We start from the raw sequence: 15,008 nt of genomic DNA, 5'->3' as shown, positions 1-15,008 counted from the left end.
CGCGCTGGACGGCGGTACGGGGCCCGCTACGATCCGTGCAATGGCGCAGCACAGCCGGGAAACGCGCGACCGCTCTCCGGCGATTCTCCCCGGTCCGGGTCTCCGGACTTCGGCCGCGCACCGGTTGCTGTCGCTCGACATCGTGCTCGCGCTGCTGGCCCTGACCGGCGGTTTGCGCGTGCTCTACCTCGCGGCTCCCGATCCGGCCCTGCCGTCGGAGGCCGCCACCGTCGCCCACGCCTACGCGCTCGGCCACCTCACGTCCTTCGCCGACGCGGGCGGCGCGGGGGTCAGCCGGTTCGGCTGGCTGCAGCTCGGTGCCTGGACGATGGTTTCGGACGCGTTCGGCCGCTCGGCCACGGCCCTGGCCGCGGTCCGCGAAACCATGCTGGTCGCGGCGGTGGTCACCGCGGTGCTGCTGTGGTTCCTGGCGCGCCGGCTGGGCCTGACGCACTGGGCGGCGGCGGCCGCAGTGCTGTTCGTGGCGGTGTCGCCGCTCGCGCTCGGCCTGCAGCGGCTGGTCCTCGTGGAGCACCTGGCGGTGGCGTGGGCCCTGGGCGCGCTCGTGCTGATCACCCGGCCCGGCGCCCGGATCCGGCACGACGTCGTGGCCGCGGTCTGCCTGCTCGCGGCGGTCCTGACTTCGCCGCTGGCGCTGCTGTTCCTGCCCGCGGCGGGCTGGCTGCTGGTGCGGCGCGCGCCGGTCCGGGCGGCGCTGGTGACGGTGCTGCTCAACCTCGGGCTGGGCATCGCGTACGGCCCGGCGGGCGGCGTGCTCCAGCCGCACCTCGCCGCGGCCGGCCGGCCGACAGCCGCCGACTGGGCGGCGCTCGACCCGGCGTGGGCGGTGCTGTCGGCCGTCGCACTGGTGGCCGCGCTCGCGTTCGCCGCCTTGCGGCCGTTCGCGGTGTCCGGCCTGCTGCTCGCCGCGACCCTGCTCGTCCCCGGCGTACAGCACACCGCCGTGCTCGCCCTGCTGCTGCCGGTGACGCCGCTTCTCCTGGCCGGGGTCGCCCAGGCCGTCACCCGGCGGCGCACCCCCGCGCACCTCTCGGACACCGGCCGCGCTCGGCGGACCCGGCTCACGCTGGCCGCCGTCGCCGCGGTGGCGGCAGTCGCCGTGGGCTGGTCCTCCGGCTACCCGGCGCTGCAGCCGTCGACCGACCGGTCCGGGCCCCTCGCCGAAGCGCAGAAGTGGTTGCGGGACAACGCTTCCGGCTCCTGGCTGCTGGTCGACGACGCGGCGTGGGCCGAGCTCGCCAACGCCGGCTGGCCGACCGGCATGCTGGCCCCGCCCGCCGCCTGCGCGGTCGCCTGCCCGCCCGCCGAATGGGCCGTCTTCTCCGGCGACGTGACCGGGCTGCGGGAACGCTACCCGGCTCTGGACACCGCGTTGACCGGCGCGGGAACCACCGCTGTGTTCGGCAGCCGCGACCGCCGGGTCACCGTCCGGCGCCTCGGGCTGCCGCCGCCCGACCCCAGCGCGCCGCCGGAAGCGCCGGCCCGGGCCCACGCCGGCGCGGCCCTGACGGCGTCGGCCCGGATCTCCCTGGCCCCGGACGCCGCCGCCGTGCTCCGCGAGGGGCGCGCGGACCCGCGGCTCATCGCGACGATCGCCGCGCTGTCGGCTCTCCAGCCGGTCACGGTCGCGGCCTTCCCGGAGGTCTCCGGCGAGGATCCCGCCGGGCAGCCCCGCCGCCGGGTGCTGCTGACCGGCGGCGAGGACGGCGTGACGGCGTTCTACACCGGCCAGCGCGACCTGTTCCGCCCGGCCACGGTCACCCGGACCGGAGCCGGCGTGCTCGTCACCTACCCGCTGTTCGCGCCCCCGGGCCTGCTCGTCCCGTTCTCGGCTCCCTAGAGTGCGGCGGCATTCCGCTCCGGGTGCGACGGCCGGCGCAGGGCCGGGACGTCCGCCAGCAGGCCGCGCCGGGCCAGCTCCGGGCGGACGCCGTCGCCGAACCAGTAGGCCTCCTCGAGGTGCGGGTAGCCGGACAGCACGAACTCCGTGACGCCGGCCGAGTGGTACTCCTCGATCAGGTCGGCGACCTCGGTGTGGCTGCCGACCAGCGCGGTGCCCGCGCCGCCGCGGACCAGGCCGACGCCGGCCCACAGGTGCGGGTGGATCTCCAGGCCGCGGACCCCGCCGCCGGTCCGGCCGCGGTGCAGCGCGACCATCCGCTGCTGCCCCACCGACTCGCTGGCCGCCAGCTGCGCTTGCGCCTTGGCGACCTGCTCCGGGCTCAGCGCGTCGAGCAGCTTCTGCGCCTCCGCCCAGGCTTCGGCCGAGGTGTCGCGCGAGATGGTGTGCAGCCGGACGCCGAACCGGATCGGCCGGTCCCCCGCCAGCTCACGGACCTTGCCGATCTTCTCCGCGACCTGCGCGGGCGGTTCGCCCCAGGTCAGGTAGACGTCGGCGTGCCGCGCCGCGACCGGCAGCGCGGCGGGCGACGAGCCGCCGAAGTAGATCGGCGGCACGGGATCCGGCACGGCCAGCGTCGTCGCGCCTTCCACGCTCAAGTGCTCGCCGGCGAAGGTGAACGGCTCACCCGACCACACCCCGCGGACGATCGTGAGGAACTCGTCGGTCCGCGCGTAGCGGGCGTCGTGGTCGTGCCAGTCGCCGAACCGCCGCTGCTCCACCGCGTCGCCGCCGGTGACGACGTTGAGCAGCACGCGGCCACCCGAAAGCCGCTGGAACGTCCCCGCCATCTGCGCCGCGAGCGTCGGCGAAATGACGCCAGGGCGGAAGGCGACCAGGAACTTCAGCCGGGTGGTCTCGCGGATCAGCGCGGCCGTGGTGAGCCACGCGTCCTCGCACCACGTGCCCGTCGGCGTCAGGACGCCTTCGAAGCCCTGCCGTTCGGCCGCGCGGGCGACCTGGGCCAGGTAGTCGAGATCGGGGTCGCGCTGCGCCGCCGGGCCCGAGGACCGGTTGGCGTGGAAGCGTTCCACGATCGTGCGGCCGTCGCCGCTGGTGGGCAGGAACCAGTGCAGCCTGATGCTCATCCGTTGCTCCTCACCTGATCCAGGTCCGCGGCGAACCGCCGGTCGACGTACGCGGCGAAGTCCACCTTGCCCGGCAAAGTCTTCTCGTCGGTGAAGGCGTCCGCGAGCTGCTGTTCGGACGCCACGACCGAGTCGTCCAGCACGATCGGCCGGTCGCGGCCCGCCTCGACGGCCTTCGCGCGACTTCGAGCTTCAGCCCGTGCTGGGTGAACGCGGCGTACGCCTCCGACGGCTGCAGGAAGCTCAGCTTGACGTCCTTTGTGGACAACCCGTTGTTGTGCAGCGTGTTCAGCAGCTGCCCGTACGCCGAGCTGCCCTTGGCCACGCCGATCGTCTTCCCCTTCAGCGAGGCCACATCGCGCAGCGGCGAGTCCGGCGGGACGAGGACGGCTTCCCGTTCGACATTGCTGCGCGACACGCTGACCACCTTGATCTTCGCCTTGGCCGCGGCCGCGAGATCGGCGGGGTGTTGCCGACGCGGCCGAGCGACACCGCGAACGCGTCACCGAGTTCGCCGCTGCGGGCGACTTCGACGCCGGCCTGCACGACTGTCCACGGTGAACTGAGCTTGTCGGGCGGCAGGACGCCGGTGGCACTGGCGGCCTGCCAGGCGGCGACGAGCACCACCGGGCTGACCCAGCGCCGGAGATCGGGCCGCCACATGGCTTTGCGCGACGACTCGTCGCGGTTCCGGGCGCGTGGCAGCACGCCCGTGGTGGAAATCGACACGGATTTCTCCCCGGGGAGGGACGTTCGGGATTGCGTGGTCCCGACCTTCGGGCCCCCGGGAGGGGAAGTCAATCCGCGCCCACTCCGTGAACAGGCGGCGTTTCACCCCGTGGAACGCACTTGGCTCAGCCGCCGAACATGACCTTCCATTCGGCGGGCGAGCGCGGCCGGTAGACGAAGTTGGTGCGCTTGACCTCCGAGAGCGCGGCCGACGGTTCGGCCGAGTACTGGTGCCCGGGGTAGACGACGGGGTCGCCGGGCAGGCCGGCGAGCGCCTGCAGGCTGCGGTAGATCTCGTCGGCGTCACCGCCGGGGAAGTCGGTGCGGCCGCAGCCTTCGAGGAACAGCGTGTCGCCCGAGACGAGCTTGCCCTCGACCAGGAAGCACTGGCTGCCCGGCGTGTGCCCGGGCGTGTGCAGCAGCCGGATCGGGATCGCCCCGACCTCGAGGACGTCGTCGTGGTCGTGGGCTCGCAGGTCGGTACCGGACACCCCGGTGACCCGGCGGACCCACTCCGTCTCGGCGCCGTTGACGTGGATCGGCACCTGCTCGATCGCGAGGAGCTCGGCGATGCCGGGCAGCGAGAAGCCGAGCATCTCGCCGCCGACGTGGTCGGGGTGGTGGTGGGTAGCGAGCACCCCGGTCAGCCGCATGCCGTCGTCCGCCAGGACGTCCAGCAGGTCCCGCACCGCGTACGCCGGGTCGACGATCACGGCGTCCCCGGTCTCGCGGTCGCCGATCAGGTAGGCGAAGTTCACCATCTGCGTCGCGACGGGATCCCCGACGGCGAAGTCCCGGCCCGCGAGCAGCTGCCGGAAGTAGAGCCGATCAGTCATGCCGGACACCCTACGGGCCGGTCCGCGCCGGCGCGGCGACCTGGGTGAGGGCGGCCAGCACCGCGGTGACCGCCGGCGGGTCCGGCGGGTCGCCGTAGGTGGCGGCGTGGATCCGGCGGTGGACGCCGGGGAGTTCGGTGGCGTGGACACCGGGACGGCGGTGGGCGGCCAGCGCGAGCCCGGGCAGGGTGGCGACGCCGAGGCCGGCGGCGACCAGGGACTGCACCACCACCATGTCGTCGCTGTGCGAGGCGATGCGCGGGGTGAAGCCCGCAGCGCCGCACACGGCGGTCAGCTCCGCCCGGCACCGGTCGCAGCCGCCGATCCAGGCGGAGTCCCGGTGGTTCGCCAGGCGGTCGCCGGGGTGCCTGCTGATGAGGTGGATCGGGTCGTCGGCGAGGTGCCGGAAGCGGAATCCCTCGTCCTCGAGCGGCGCGCCGGCGTGCTGGAAGACGAGGGCGACGTCGACCTCGCCGCGGCGCAGCAGGTCCAGCGCTTCCACCGGGTGGCGGTCGAACAGGCTCAGCTCCAGTCCCGGGTGGTCCCGGGCCAGTGCGCCCGCGGCCTCCGGCACCAGCGTGATCAGCGCGGAGGCGTTGGCGGCCAGCCGGACCCGCCCGGCCCGGAGGCCGACCTGCGCGGCCAGCTCGCCCGCCGCCGCGTCCACGCGGCCCACGATCTCGGCCGCGCGGCCGGCCAAGAGGCGCCCTTCCGGTGTCAAGCGGATGCCCCGGCCGGTGCGCTGCAGGAGCTTGGCGCCGGTGGCCGTTTCCAGGCGGGCCAGGTGATGGCTCACCGACGGCTGCGAATAGTGGAGCTCGCGGGCCGCCTCGGTCACGGACCCGTGCCGGGCCACCGCGGCCAGGACCTTGAGCTGGACCAGGCTGAGCATTCATCGAGAGTATCAATGATTCGGCACACGAATTGACATTGGACGTCATGTCGGATCCGGGCCATCCTGATCGCACAACCACGAGGAGGGCACGGCGATGACCACACGGACGGGCAGGGTGACCTGCGACCTCACCATCACGATCGACGGGTACGCGGCCGGGCACGACCAGACCGAAGAGCGCCCGTTCGGCGAGGACGGCGGCGACGGCTGGGGTGACAAGCTGCACGCCTGGTTCGCCGAAGGTCCCGCGGAGCACCCGGCCGAGTTCGACCGGATGCTGACGGCCAAGGCGTTCATCTTGGGGCGCAACATGTTCGGCCCGGTGCGTGGCGAGTGGGATCGGCAGTGGAAGGGCTGGTGGGGCGACAATCCGCCCTACCACGCCCCGGTCTTCGTGCTCACCCACCACCCGCGTGACCCGCAGCCGATGGACGGCGGCACGACGTTCCACTTCGTGACCGACGGGATCGAAGCCGCGATGAAACGCGCACGCGACGCAGCCGGGGACGGCGACATCTCCGTCCACGGCGGCGCGACCACCGTCAACCAGTACCTCGCCGCCGGCCTGATCGACGAACTGCGGCTGCACATCGCGCCGTTCACGCTCGGCGCCGGCGTCCGGCTGTTCGACGGGGTCCCGCCGCTGAACCTGGAGCAGCTGGAGTCACGCGCGGCGGCCTCGGTCACGCACCTGAGGTATCGCGTGCTCCGCTGAAACTCCGCGTGGTGAGCACGATCCGGCCGAACACCTCGCCGGTGTCGAGCTTGCGGTGCGCCAGGGCGGCCTGCTCCAGCGGCAGCACCTCGTGCACGACCGCCCGCAGGCCGCTGGTGAAGAGGTCGGCGGTCACGGCGGTGCGGTCGGCCTGGGACACGGTGTCGGCGCTAAAGGTCGCGAAGGACATCGACTTCCGGAACGCCGCGAACAGCTCCTTCCCGAAGTCCGCGGGCGGCTCGCCGGCGACCACGCCGACGGCCACCAGCCGCCCGTTCGGGTTGAGCCTGGTGAAGAACGACGGGAGGTCCGGGCCGGCCACGACGTCGAGGATGACGTCGAAGCCCCCGGCTCCCCCGCCGTCGCGGCCGAGCACGTGCGTCGCGCCCAGCTCGCGCAGGCGCTCGCCGCGTTCGGCCGACGACGTCGTCACCGCGATCGTTCCCGCCCCGCCGCGGGCCGCGAGCTGGACCGCCATGATCCCGATGCCGCCGGCCGCGCCGCGCACCAGCACCGACTCGCCGGGGGCGAACCGGGCGTGGCGCAGGCCGAAGTGGGCGACCATCCCCGAGCTGCCGAGCGTCACCGCGTCGACGGGCGACACCGCCTCCGGCAGCGGGACGAGCGTCGCGGCCGGGACGACCGCCATCTCGGCGTAGCCGCCGCCCAAGCCGGCGAACGCCCAGACGCGCTTTCCGATCCAGGACGGGTCGACGCCCTCGCCCACCTCGGCCACCGTGCCGGCGATCTCGCCGCCGAGGACGTGACCGTCCTGGAAGCCGTAGGCGGCGAGCGCCCCGCTCCGGATCAGGACGTCGACGCCGCCGACACCGATCGCTTCGGTCGTGACGAGCACCTGCCCGCCGGCCGGGCTCGGGACCGGCAGGTCGACGACCGCCAGTCCGCCGGGACCACCGAACTCCTGCACTGCGACTGCTTTCACTGTTCTCCTCCGTTCGTCGACGGCCGACGCTAACGGACGCCCCCGTCCGGTTGGCTAAACTGAGGAAGTGACCGAGGGTTTGTCTCACCTCCTGCGCTCCGACGCCCGGGACAACCGCGAACGCATCCTCGATGCGGCGCGGGCCGTGTTCGCCGCCGACGGCCTGACGGTGCCGATGCGGGAGATCGCCCGGCGCGCCGACGTCGGCCCGGCGACCCTGTACCGCCACTTCCCGACCAAGGAGGCACTGGCCACCGAGGCGTTCGCCGCCAAGATGCGCGCGTGCTACGAGATCGCGGAGGAAGAACTGGCCGACCCCGACCCGTGGCGCGGCTTCACCGCCATGGTCGAGCGGTTGTGCGAGCTGCACGCCCGCGACCGGGGGTTCACCGCGGCGTTCACGGCGGAGTTCCCGCACGCGCTGGATTTCGCGGCGGACCGCGAACGCACGGTGAAGTCGATCGCGGAGCTGACCCGCCGCGCGAGGGAAGCCGGTCACCTGCGCCCGGACGTGGCGCTGGACGACGTGATCCTCGTCCTCATGGCGAACGGCGGCATCCAGGGCGCCTCTTCGGAGGCCCGGGTCGCCGCCTCCCGGCGCTTCGCCGCCCTCGCGATCCGGGGGCTGCGAGCCTGAGCCGGCCCGCCGGTGGAACCAGCGCGCCGCCGCGGAACGCCTTACGTCTCGCGAACCGCCGACGACCGAGCCCGTCCACCACTGGACTCCTGCTCCGAGCGAACCACCGACCGCCGAGCCGGTCCACCACAAGACACCCGACCCCCGGAAACCACCCCCGGCCGAACCCCTACACCACGGGACACCGGACCCCCGCGAACCACCGACCGCCGAGCCGGTCCACCACAGGACACCCCGGCCGGCTGACCCCACCGAAAGCCACCCAGGCCGACCTCACCCCTCCGTCATTCGCCCACCTCCCCGTCGGCCAGCTCGCGCAGCACGTCCAGGTGACCCACGTGCCGCGCGGTCTCCTGGACCACGTGCGCCACCACCCAGCGGACCGTGAACTCCGCGCGCCGCCGGGTGCGGTCGTCCGGGCCCAGTCCGCGCAGGGCCTTCTCCGCTCGCGCCCACTCCGCCCGGTAGGCCGCCGCCACCGATGCCGGGGTGTCGTCCGGGGTCAGGTCCCAGCTCGGGTCCGGGGTGCCGGCCCACAGCGACGGCAGGTCCGCCCCGCCCGCCTCGATGCACAGCCACCACCGCTCGACCGCGGTGAGATGCTTCACCACCCCCAGCGCGCTCATCCGCGGCGACGACGGCAACGGCGCCGCCACCGCGAGTTCCGCCGGCAGCCCGGCGACCTTGTTCACCGCCGTGGCCCGCAGGAACTGCAGGAAATCCAGCTGCAGGCGCAGCTCGTCGGAGGCCAGGCGGCCCGGCCACCGGCGGTGCGTCTTCGAACTCGTGTTCGACATGAGCAGAACCTACCGCGCCGGTCCGACAAAATCCGCCATAGAGTGATCGGCATGTGGTGGGGACTGCTCTGCGCCTTGGGCGCGGCATGCGCGTACGGCGTGGCTTCGGTGATGCAGTCGGTCGCCGCGCGGGCGACGGACACCGGTGGCGACGGCGTCGACCCGAAGCTGCTGGTCCGCGTGCTCGGCCAGTGGAAGTTCGTGCTCGGGCTGTCGCTGGACGTCCTCGGGTTCGTCGCCCAGATCGTGGCGCTGCACGTACTGCCGCTGTTCGTCGTGCAGGCCGCGCTCGCCGCGAGCCTCGCCGTGACGGCCGTCGCGGCCCGGTTCCTCGGCATCCGGCTCGGCAGGCGGGAGTGGGCGGCCGTGGCCGTCGTGTGCGCCGGGCTGGCGCTGCTCGGCGCGGCCGCCGAGAGCGAAGGGTCCGATCCGGTCGGGCTGGGCTTCCGTCTCGTTCTCGCCGGAGCCGTCATCGTGCTGGCCGCGGCCGGCATCGCCGCGGGAAAGGCGAACCGCCGCGTGCGGACGCCGGCGCTCGGGCTCGTCGCCGGGCTGTGCTTCGGGGTCGTCGCGATCGCCGGCCGGATCATCCCCAGCCTCGCGCCGCTGGACCTGCTCACCGACCCGGCGACCTACACCGTCGCGGTGGCCGGAGGGATGGCGATGCTGTTCTACGCGACGGCGTTGCAACGCGGGAGCGTCACGACCTCGACCGCGATGATGGTGCTCGGCGAGACGGTGTTCCCGTCGCTGGTCGGCGTGCTGGTGCTCGGCGACCGCACCCGGCCCGGGTTCGTCTTCGTCGCCGTCGCCGGGTTCGTCCTCGCCGTGGCGGCCGCGCTCGCGCTGGCCCGGTTCGGCGAACCCGCCACCGAGCCGCGAACCGAGACCGTGTCCCAGTGAGCGATTAACTTAGACTAGCCTTACCTATCCCAGCACAGGACAGGGAGGCGCGGGTGGGCACGACGGGACGGGAAGTCCTCCGCCGTTCGATCGCCGGGCAACGGCGGCCGGTGACGCTCGCGGCGCTGCTGACCGCCTGTCACCAGGGTGGCGAAGCGCTGGTCCCGGTGGTGATCGGCGTGATTGTCGACCAGGCCGTGGCCGACGGCTCGGCAGGCACGCTCCTGCTCTGGCTCGCGGTGCTGGGCGTCCTTTTCGCCGCGCTGTCGAACAGCTACCGCCTGGGCGCCCGCTTCGGCGAACGCGCCGCGGAACGCGCCGCCCACGACCTGCGCCTCGCCTTGGGCCGCCGGGTGCTCCACCCCGGCGGCGTCGCCGAGTCCGGCACCCTCGCGGGCGAACTGGTGAGCATCGGGACGTCGGACGCCAAGCGGGTCGGCACGGTCAACGGCGTGCTGCCGTTCGCCGTCGCGGGCCTGGCCGGGCTGCTCGTCAGCGCCGTCGCGCTGCTCACCATGTCGCTGCCGCTCGGCCTGCTCGTCCTGCTCGGCACCCCGCCGATGCTGTACCTGGCGCACCTGGTCGGCAAGCCCCTCGAACGCCGCAGCGAGGCCGAGCAGGAGCGGTCCGCGTTCGCCTCCGGCGTCGCCACGGACCTCGTCGCCGGGCTGCGCGTGCTCAAGGGCATCGGCGCCGAACGCGCCGCCGTCGACCGCTACCGCCGGACCAGCCAGGACTCGCTGCGGGCGACGCTGCGCGCGGCCAGCGCCCAGGCCTGGCACAACGGCGCTTTGCTCGCACTCACCGGGATCTTCATCGCCGTGGTGGCGCTCGTCGGCGGCACCCTCGCCGCGGCGGGGGATATCAGCGTCGGGGACCTGGTCGCCGCGGTCGGGCTCGCGCAGTACCTGATCACGCCGTTCACGCTCTTCACGTGGGTCAACGGCGAGCTCGCGCAGGGCCGGGCGTCGGCGGCGCGCATCGCCGGCGTCCTGAACGCGCCCCTCGCAGTCGACGGCGGGGACGCCACGCTCCCGGCCCCGGTGGCCGGGCACGTGAAGCTTTCTGCGCTGCGCCGGGGCGCCCTGCGTGACGTCCGCTTCGAAGCCCGGCCGGGCGAGCTGCTCGGCGTCGTCGCCACCGACCCGGCCGCCGCGACCGACCTCCTGGACTGCCTCGGCCGGGCCGCCGACCCCGACGGCGGCTCGGTGTCGGTCGACTCGGTCGACCTGTCCACTGTGGACCCCGGCCGGGTCCGCGAAGTCGTCCTGGTCGCCGCGCACGACGCGGACCTGTTCGCCGGGACGGTCGCCGAGAACGTGACGGCAGGGCCGCGGGCCGCCGAGGCGATGGCCGCGGCCGCCGTCGACGAGGTGGCGAGCGCGCTGCCCGGCGGCGTCGCGACCGCCGTCACCGAGCGCGGGCGGTCACTGTCCGGCGGGCAGCGTCAGCGGGTCGCGCTCGCGCGGGCCCTCGCCGCCGACGCGCCGGTGCTGGTGCTGCACGACCCGACGACCGCCGTCGACACCGTGACCGAGGCCCGGATCGCCGCGGGCCTCGCGGAGCTGCGACGCGGCCGCACGACGATCCTCGTGACCACCAGCCCGGCGCTGCTCGCCGCGACCGACCGCGTCGTCCTGCTCGACGACGGGCGCGTGACCGGCGAAGGCAGCCACGCCGACCTGGCTGGCCGGGCCGACTACCGGGCGGCGGTGCTGTCGTGACCCGTGAGCTCCGCCGCACCCGAGAACTACTGCCTGTGGCCGACGGCCGCCGGATCCGCGCTGTGCTCGGCGAGCTGACAGGCCGTTCGAAGGGCCGCGCCACTGCCGCGTTCACGATGCTCGTCGCGGCCACCGCGATCGGCCTGCTCACCGCGCCTCTGCTCGGCCGGGTCGTCGACCTGGTCGCGACGCGCCGTCCGGCGGCCGACCTCGTCACGCCGGTCGTCGGCCTGGTGCTCGTCGCGCTCGCCCAGGCGGTCGCGACCGCCGTGGGGGTGTCCCTGGTGGCGCGCCTGGGCGAGACGATCCTGGCCGAACTGCGCGAACGCTTCGTCGAACGCGCTCTCGGACTGCCGCTCGAACAGCTCGAACGCGCGGGGTCCGGTGACCTCACCGCCCGCGTGACGAACGACGTCTCGGTCGTCGCGGAAGCAGTGCGGCAGGCCCTGCCGGAGCTGGGCCGGTCGGTGCTGACCGTCGTCCTTACGCTCGGCGCGCTGGCGGTGCTCGACTGGCGGTTCCTGCTCGCCGCGCTGGTCGCCGTGCCGATCCAGCTGTGGACCGTGCGGTGGTACGTGCCGCGCGCGAAGCCGTTGTACGCGAGCCAGCGCGAGGCGGTCGGGGCGCAACAGCAGCAGCTGCTCGACACGATCGGCGGGGCGAAGACGGTCCGCGCGTTCCGGCTGGCCGACGCCCACCTCGAGCGGGTGCGGGAGAGTTCCGACACGGCAGTTTCGCTGGCACTGCGCGGGATCCGGCTGGTGACGCGGTTCTACTCGCGGCTCAACCTCGCCGAGTTCGTCGGGCTGTCCGCGGTGCTGGCGATCGGGTTCCTGCTGGTCGGCGCGAACGCCGTCACGGTCGGCGTGGCGACGGCCGCGGCGCTGTACTTCCACAGCCTGTTCGGGCCGATCATGACCGCGCTGGCGCTGGTCGACGACGCGCAGGCGGCCGCGGCGAGCCTGGCGCGGCTGATCGGCGTCGCCGACCTGCCCGCCGAGACGTCGCCTCCGCAACCGGCGCGGCCGGTCGACGCGTCCGTGAAGACCGCCGGGATCGGATACTCCTATGTGGACGGTCATCCGGTGCTGCGGGACGTCGGCCTCGACGTCTCGCCCGGCGAGCGCGTGGCGCTGGTCGGGGCGAGCGGAGCCGGGAAGACGACGCTGGCGAAGCTGATCGCCGGGATCCACCGCCCGGACGCGGGATCGGTCACGCTCGGCGGCGTCCCGTTGGACGAGCTGGGCCCGGAAGCCACGCGCCGGACGGTCGCGCTGATCAGCCAGGAAGTCCACGTCTTCGCGGGTCCCTTGGCCGACGACCTGAGGCTGGCGCGCCCATCGGCGTCCGACGGCGAGCTGCGGGCCGCGCTGGCGAAGGTGGGGGCGCTATCCTGGGCTTCGTCCCTCCCGGACGGTCTCGCGACGGTCGTCGGCGAAGGCGGCCACCAGCTGACGGTGACGCAGGCCCAGCAGCTCGCGCTGGTCCGGCTGGTGCTGGCCGACCCGCCGATCGCGATCCTCGACGAGGCCACGGCCGAGGCGGGCAGCGCGGGCTCCCGGGTGCTGGAGGCCGCGGCCGCGGCGGCACTGGAAGGACGTACAGCGCTGGTGGTGGCGCACCGCTTGACGCAGGCGGCGGCGTCCGACCGGATCGTCGTCCTCGACGCGGGAGCCGTGGTGGAGTCCGGAACCCACGACGACCTCGTGGCCGCGGGTGGCCAGTACGCGAAGCTGTGGGAAGCCTGGTCCGGCCAACGCGCCTGACCCCGTGTCGTCCCGGCAATCACGCGAGTCGACCGTCCAAGCACGCGAACTGACCATTCCGGTACGCGAGCCGACCGTTGCCGTACGCGGAACTCGCGTGATCAGGCCCGGTACTCCGATCTTGGAACAGTCCCCGGTACTCGCGTGATTGAAGGCGGATCTCGTGTGATTGAGCGGGCATCTCGCGTGATTAAAGGGGCATCATCCGTGATTGGAGGGTCGACTCGCGTACCTGGAGGGTCGGTTCGCGTGAGGGGGACGACGACACGCCGGGAGCCGTGGCTCCCGGCGTGTCGGCAGGGAAGGATTCAGGCGTCCATGGTGTCGGCCAGGGACTTGGGGCGCATGTCCGTCCAGTTGGCTTCGACGTGGTCCAGGCAGGACTGGCGGGGGGCCGGGCCGAAGGCGGCCGTCCAGCCGGCCGGGACGTCGGCGAACTCCGGCCACAGGCTGTGCTGGTTCTCGGCGTTGACCAGGACCAGGTACGTGCCGTCGGGGTCTTCGAACGGGTTGGTCATCGCGGGCCTCCTCAGGCGGTGATGTCCGTGCGGGCACCCTTCACCAGCGCGGTCAGCTTCTGGATGACCGGCGTGGCGAGCAGGTGGTTGAAGCGCGGCTCGGCGGACCAGTCGCCGAGCTGGCCCGCCTTGACCGCGGGCAGCTGGTTCCACGTCGGAAACTGCGTCATCTGCGCGCGCGGCAGCGCGTACGACCGCGTGTCGGTGAGGATCAGGTCCGCCGGGTACTTGCCCGCCTGCTCCCAGGACAGCTGCTCCCAGTAGTCCTCGGTGCCGCCGCCGGAGACGATGTCCAGCCCCAGTTCGCGGTAGTACGCGAGGTCGGCGAAGTACTCCGGCTTCGCGATGTACAGGCCGTCCTTGTCGCCGTACAGCACCAGGACCTTGAGCCCGGCCTTCTCCTTCGCCGCCGCGCGCAGGTCCTCGGACGCCTTGTCGAAGTCGTCCTTCGCCTTCTTCATGACGTCGGAGTTCGCGTCGCCGCCGAGCGCGACGGCCAGCTGCGAGTAGCGCTCGATCACCTTCGGCAACGCGACCTTGTACTCCGAGAGCGCGACGATCGGCGCGATCTGCTGGACCTTCGGGCCGAGGTCGTCGGTCAGCACCCACATGTCCGTCGGCTTGGTGCCGGTCAGGCCGGTGACGACCAGGTCGGGCTTGAGCGCGGCGAACTTCTCCATGCTGAAGTCGTCCCACGCGTTGCCGATCGACGTCACGGCGCCGAGGTCGATGTTGCCGGCCTGGATCTCCTTGCCGCCGGACGCCGTCTTCTGCGGGCCGAAGACGCCGGCCGGGCGGACGCCGTAGTCCCACAGCGCGGCGGCCGCGCTGACGTAGGCGACCACGCGGGCGGGACGCTGCTCGCGCGCCGCCTTCTGGCCACGGTCGTCGGTGAACTCCCACGGGCCGGAGGCGGCGGCGCCCGAAGAGGACTTGCCGTCGCCGCACGCGGTGAGCGCCGCGGCGGCGGCGAGCCCGCCCGCCCCGATCAGGAATCCACGCCGGCTGAGCCCGGCAGCGCCTTGAAACACGGACATGAGAACCTCTCGCCGAACTTTAGGATAGGCACACCTTATTTAGGGCAGCCTCTCAAAAGCAACCGCCGGCACTGCTCTGTGTCAGCGCCCACCTCGGCCCGACAGCTGCGCCGAAGCGCCGGGCACCGGTTCGGCCGGGTCGTGGCCCAGGTGGACTTGGCGGTTGTCGCCGTCCACGTGCACCACGCGCGGCCGGTGAGCGGCGCGTTCGGACTCGGAGACCTGGGCGTAGGTGATGATGATGACCAGGTCGCCGGGGTGCACCAGGTGCGCGGCGGCGCCGTTGACGCCGATCACCCCCGAACCCGGCTCGCCGGTGATCGCGTAGGTCTCCAGGCGGGCGCCGTTGGTGATGTCGACGACCTGGACCTGCTCCCCCTCGACGATGTCCGCGGCGGCCATCAGCTCGGCGTCGATGGTCAGCGAGCCGACGTAGTGCAGGTCGGCCTGGGTGACGGTGGCGCGGTGGATCTTGGCGTTCATCAGGGTGCGGTGCACG

General features: G+C 73.3%; 15 protein-coding genes and 1 pseudogene. 6 read left to right on the top strand and 10 right to left on the bottom strand.

The features are described from left to right. The first annotated feature begins 40 nt into the window (after positions 1 to 40). The gene (locus tag CF165_RS07570; RefSeq protein WP_093946706.1) at positions 41 to 1,861 is read left to right on the top strand and encodes a glycosyl transferase; all 1,821 of its coding nucleotides are present in this window, start codon (positions 41 to 43) and stop codon (positions 1,859 to 1,861) included. Here the strand turns inward: CF165_RS07570 and CF165_RS07565 are convergent. The 5 genes and pseudogenes from CF165_RS07565 to CF165_RS07550 form a co-directional block, all read right to left on the bottom strand. Further along, positions 1,858 to 3,009, bottom strand: coding sequence for an LLM class flavin-dependent oxidoreductase (locus CF165_RS07565; RefSeq protein ID WP_093946705.1), 1,152 nt, complete (start codon positions 3,007 to 3,009; stop codon positions 1,858 to 1,860). The genes CF165_RS07570 and CF165_RS07565 overlap by 4 nt on opposite strands. 10 nt (positions 3,010 to 3,019) lie before the next feature. Beyond that, complete coding sequence (locus CF165_RS54050; protein WP_167441383.1) at positions 3,020 to 3,427, bottom strand: ABC transporter substrate-binding protein; 408 nt, start codon at positions 3,425 to 3,427, stop codon at positions 3,020 to 3,022. Positions 3,428 to 3,480: 53 nt separating this feature from the next. Further along, positions 3,481 to 3,738: pseudogene (locus CF165_RS54045) on the bottom strand (ABC transporter permease); the annotation flags it as partial. Between the two features lie 125 nt (positions 3,739 to 3,863). After that, a complete protein-coding gene (locus tag CF165_RS07555) occupies positions 3,864 to 4,574 on the bottom strand; it encodes an MBL fold metallo-hydrolase (protein ID WP_093947150.1) in 711 nt (236 codons plus the stop codon). A gap of 10 nt (positions 4,575 to 4,584) precedes the next feature. Next, positions 4,585 to 5,466 carry a LysR family transcriptional regulator gene (locus tag CF165_RS07550; RefSeq protein WP_093946704.1) on the bottom strand — a complete coding sequence of 294 codons (882 nt, stop codon included), beginning with the start codon at positions 5,464 to 5,466 and terminating at the stop codon, positions 4,585 to 4,587. A 97-nt stretch (positions 5,467 to 5,563) separates the two neighbouring features. Here CF165_RS07550 and CF165_RS07545 point away from each other — a divergent pair, with 97 nt between their 5' ends. Continuing rightward, complete coding sequence (locus CF165_RS07545) at positions 5,564 to 6,184, top strand: dihydrofolate reductase family protein (protein ID WP_093946703.1); 621 nt, start codon at positions 5,564 to 5,566, stop codon at positions 6,182 to 6,184. On the opposite strand, the gene CF165_RS07540 is transcribed toward CF165_RS07545, so the two are convergent. Next, positions 6,153 to 7,127, bottom strand: a complete 975-nt coding sequence (locus CF165_RS07540; RefSeq protein ID WP_093946702.1) for a zinc-binding dehydrogenase — start codon at positions 7,125 to 7,127, stop codon at positions 6,153 to 6,155. The two genes, CF165_RS07545 and CF165_RS07540, sit on opposite strands and share 32 nt — an antisense overlap. Before the next feature lie 67 nt (positions 7,128 to 7,194). On the opposite strand from CF165_RS07540, the gene CF165_RS07535 reads away from it, so the two are divergent. Then, positions 7,195 to 7,764 (top strand): TetR/AcrR family transcriptional regulator, encoded by a 570-nt coding sequence (locus CF165_RS07535; RefSeq protein WP_167441388.1) that lies wholly within the window; start codon positions 7,195 to 7,197, stop codon positions 7,762 to 7,764. A gap of 284 nt (positions 7,765 to 8,048) precedes the next feature. On the opposite strand, the gene CF165_RS07530 is transcribed toward CF165_RS07535, so the two are convergent. Beyond that, positions 8,049 to 8,561, bottom strand: coding sequence for a DinB family protein (locus tag CF165_RS07530; protein ID WP_167441387.1), 513 nt, complete (start codon positions 8,559 to 8,561; stop codon positions 8,049 to 8,051). Positions 8,562 to 8,612: 51 nt separating this feature from the next. Here CF165_RS07530 and CF165_RS07525 point away from each other — a divergent pair, with 51 nt between their 5' ends. Genes CF165_RS07525 through CF165_RS07515 form a run of 3 tightly spaced genes read left to right on the top strand, consistent with a single transcriptional unit; the run spans position 8,613 to position 12,954 of the window. Then, positions 8,613 to 9,464 carry a DMT family protein gene (locus tag CF165_RS07525; protein ID WP_167441386.1) on the top strand — a complete coding sequence of 284 codons (852 nt, stop codon included), beginning with the start codon at positions 8,613 to 8,615 and terminating at the stop codon, positions 9,462 to 9,464. 53 nt (positions 9,465 to 9,517) lie between these two features. Then, positions 9,518 to 11,188, top strand: coding sequence for an ABC transporter ATP-binding protein (locus tag CF165_RS07520; RefSeq protein ID WP_093946700.1), 1,671 nt, complete (start codon positions 9,518 to 9,520; stop codon positions 11,186 to 11,188). Next, entirely contained in the window at positions 11,185 to 12,954 is a 1,770-nt protein-coding gene (locus CF165_RS07515) for an ABC transporter ATP-binding protein (RefSeq protein WP_093946699.1), read from the top strand. The genes CF165_RS07520 and CF165_RS07515 overlap by 4 nt, the downstream gene beginning before the upstream one ends. Before the next feature lie 308 nt (positions 12,955 to 13,262). Here the strand turns inward: CF165_RS07515 and CF165_RS07510 are convergent, their stop codons facing one another. From CF165_RS07510 to panD, 3 genes are all read right to left on the bottom strand, one after another. Further along, positions 13,263 to 13,472 carry an MbtH family protein gene (locus CF165_RS07510; protein WP_093946698.1) on the bottom strand — a complete coding sequence of 70 codons (210 nt, stop codon included), beginning with the start codon at positions 13,470 to 13,472 and terminating at the stop codon, positions 13,263 to 13,265. Positions 13,473 to 13,483: 11 nt separating this feature from the next. Then, complete coding sequence (locus CF165_RS07505) at positions 13,484 to 14,509, bottom strand: ABC transporter substrate-binding protein (RefSeq protein WP_093946697.1); 1,026 nt, start codon at positions 14,507 to 14,509, stop codon at positions 13,484 to 13,486. Positions 14,510 to 14,590: 81 nt separating this feature from the next. Continuing rightward, positions 14,591 to 15,007, bottom strand: coding sequence for an aspartate 1-decarboxylase (panD, locus tag CF165_RS07500; protein WP_093946696.1), 417 nt, complete (start codon positions 15,005 to 15,007; stop codon positions 14,591 to 14,593). Position 15,008 lies beyond the last annotated feature (1 nt).

The sequence above is a fragment of the Amycolatopsis vastitatis genome, from assembly GCF_002234595.1.
Classification (GTDB): domain Bacteria; phylum Actinomycetota; class Actinomycetes; order Mycobacteriales; family Pseudonocardiaceae; genus Amycolatopsis; species Amycolatopsis vastitatis.
This window is presented reverse-complemented; position numbering and strand designations above follow the sequence as displayed.

Excerpts from the sequence above, each read along its gene's own strand:
- CF165_RS07570 (WP_093946706.1), top strand. The coding sequence starts at position 41 with ATGGCGCAGCACAGCCGGGAAACGCGCGACCGCTCTCCGGCGATTCTC.
- CF165_RS07565 (WP_093946705.1), bottom strand. The coding sequence starts at position 3,009 with ATGAGCATCAGGCTGCACTGGTTCCTGCCCACCAGCGGCGACGGCCGC.
- CF165_RS07555 (WP_093947150.1), bottom strand. The coding sequence starts at position 4,574 with ATGACTGATCGGCTCTACTTCCGGCAGCTGCTCGCGGGCCGGGACTTC.
- CF165_RS07550 (WP_093946704.1), bottom strand. The coding sequence starts at position 5,466 with ATGCTCAGCCTGGTCCAGCTCAAGGTCCTGGCCGCGGTGGCCCGGCAC.
- CF165_RS07545 (WP_093946703.1), top strand. The coding sequence starts at position 5,564 with ATGACCACACGGACGGGCAGGGTGACCTGCGACCTCACCATCACGATC.
- CF165_RS07530 (WP_167441387.1), bottom strand. The coding sequence starts at position 8,561 with ATGTCGAACACGAGTTCGAAGACGCACCGCCGGTGGCCGGGCCGCCTG.
- CF165_RS07525 (WP_167441386.1), top strand. The coding sequence starts at position 8,613 with ATGTGGTGGGGACTGCTCTGCGCCTTGGGCGCGGCATGCGCGTACGGC.
- CF165_RS07510 (WP_093946698.1), bottom strand. The coding sequence starts at position 13,472 with ATGACCAACCCGTTCGAAGACCCCGACGGCACGTACCTGGTCCTGGTC.
- CF165_RS07505 (WP_093946697.1), bottom strand. The coding sequence starts at position 14,509 with ATGTCCGTGTTTCAAGGCGCTGCCGGGCTCAGCCGGCGTGGATTCCTG.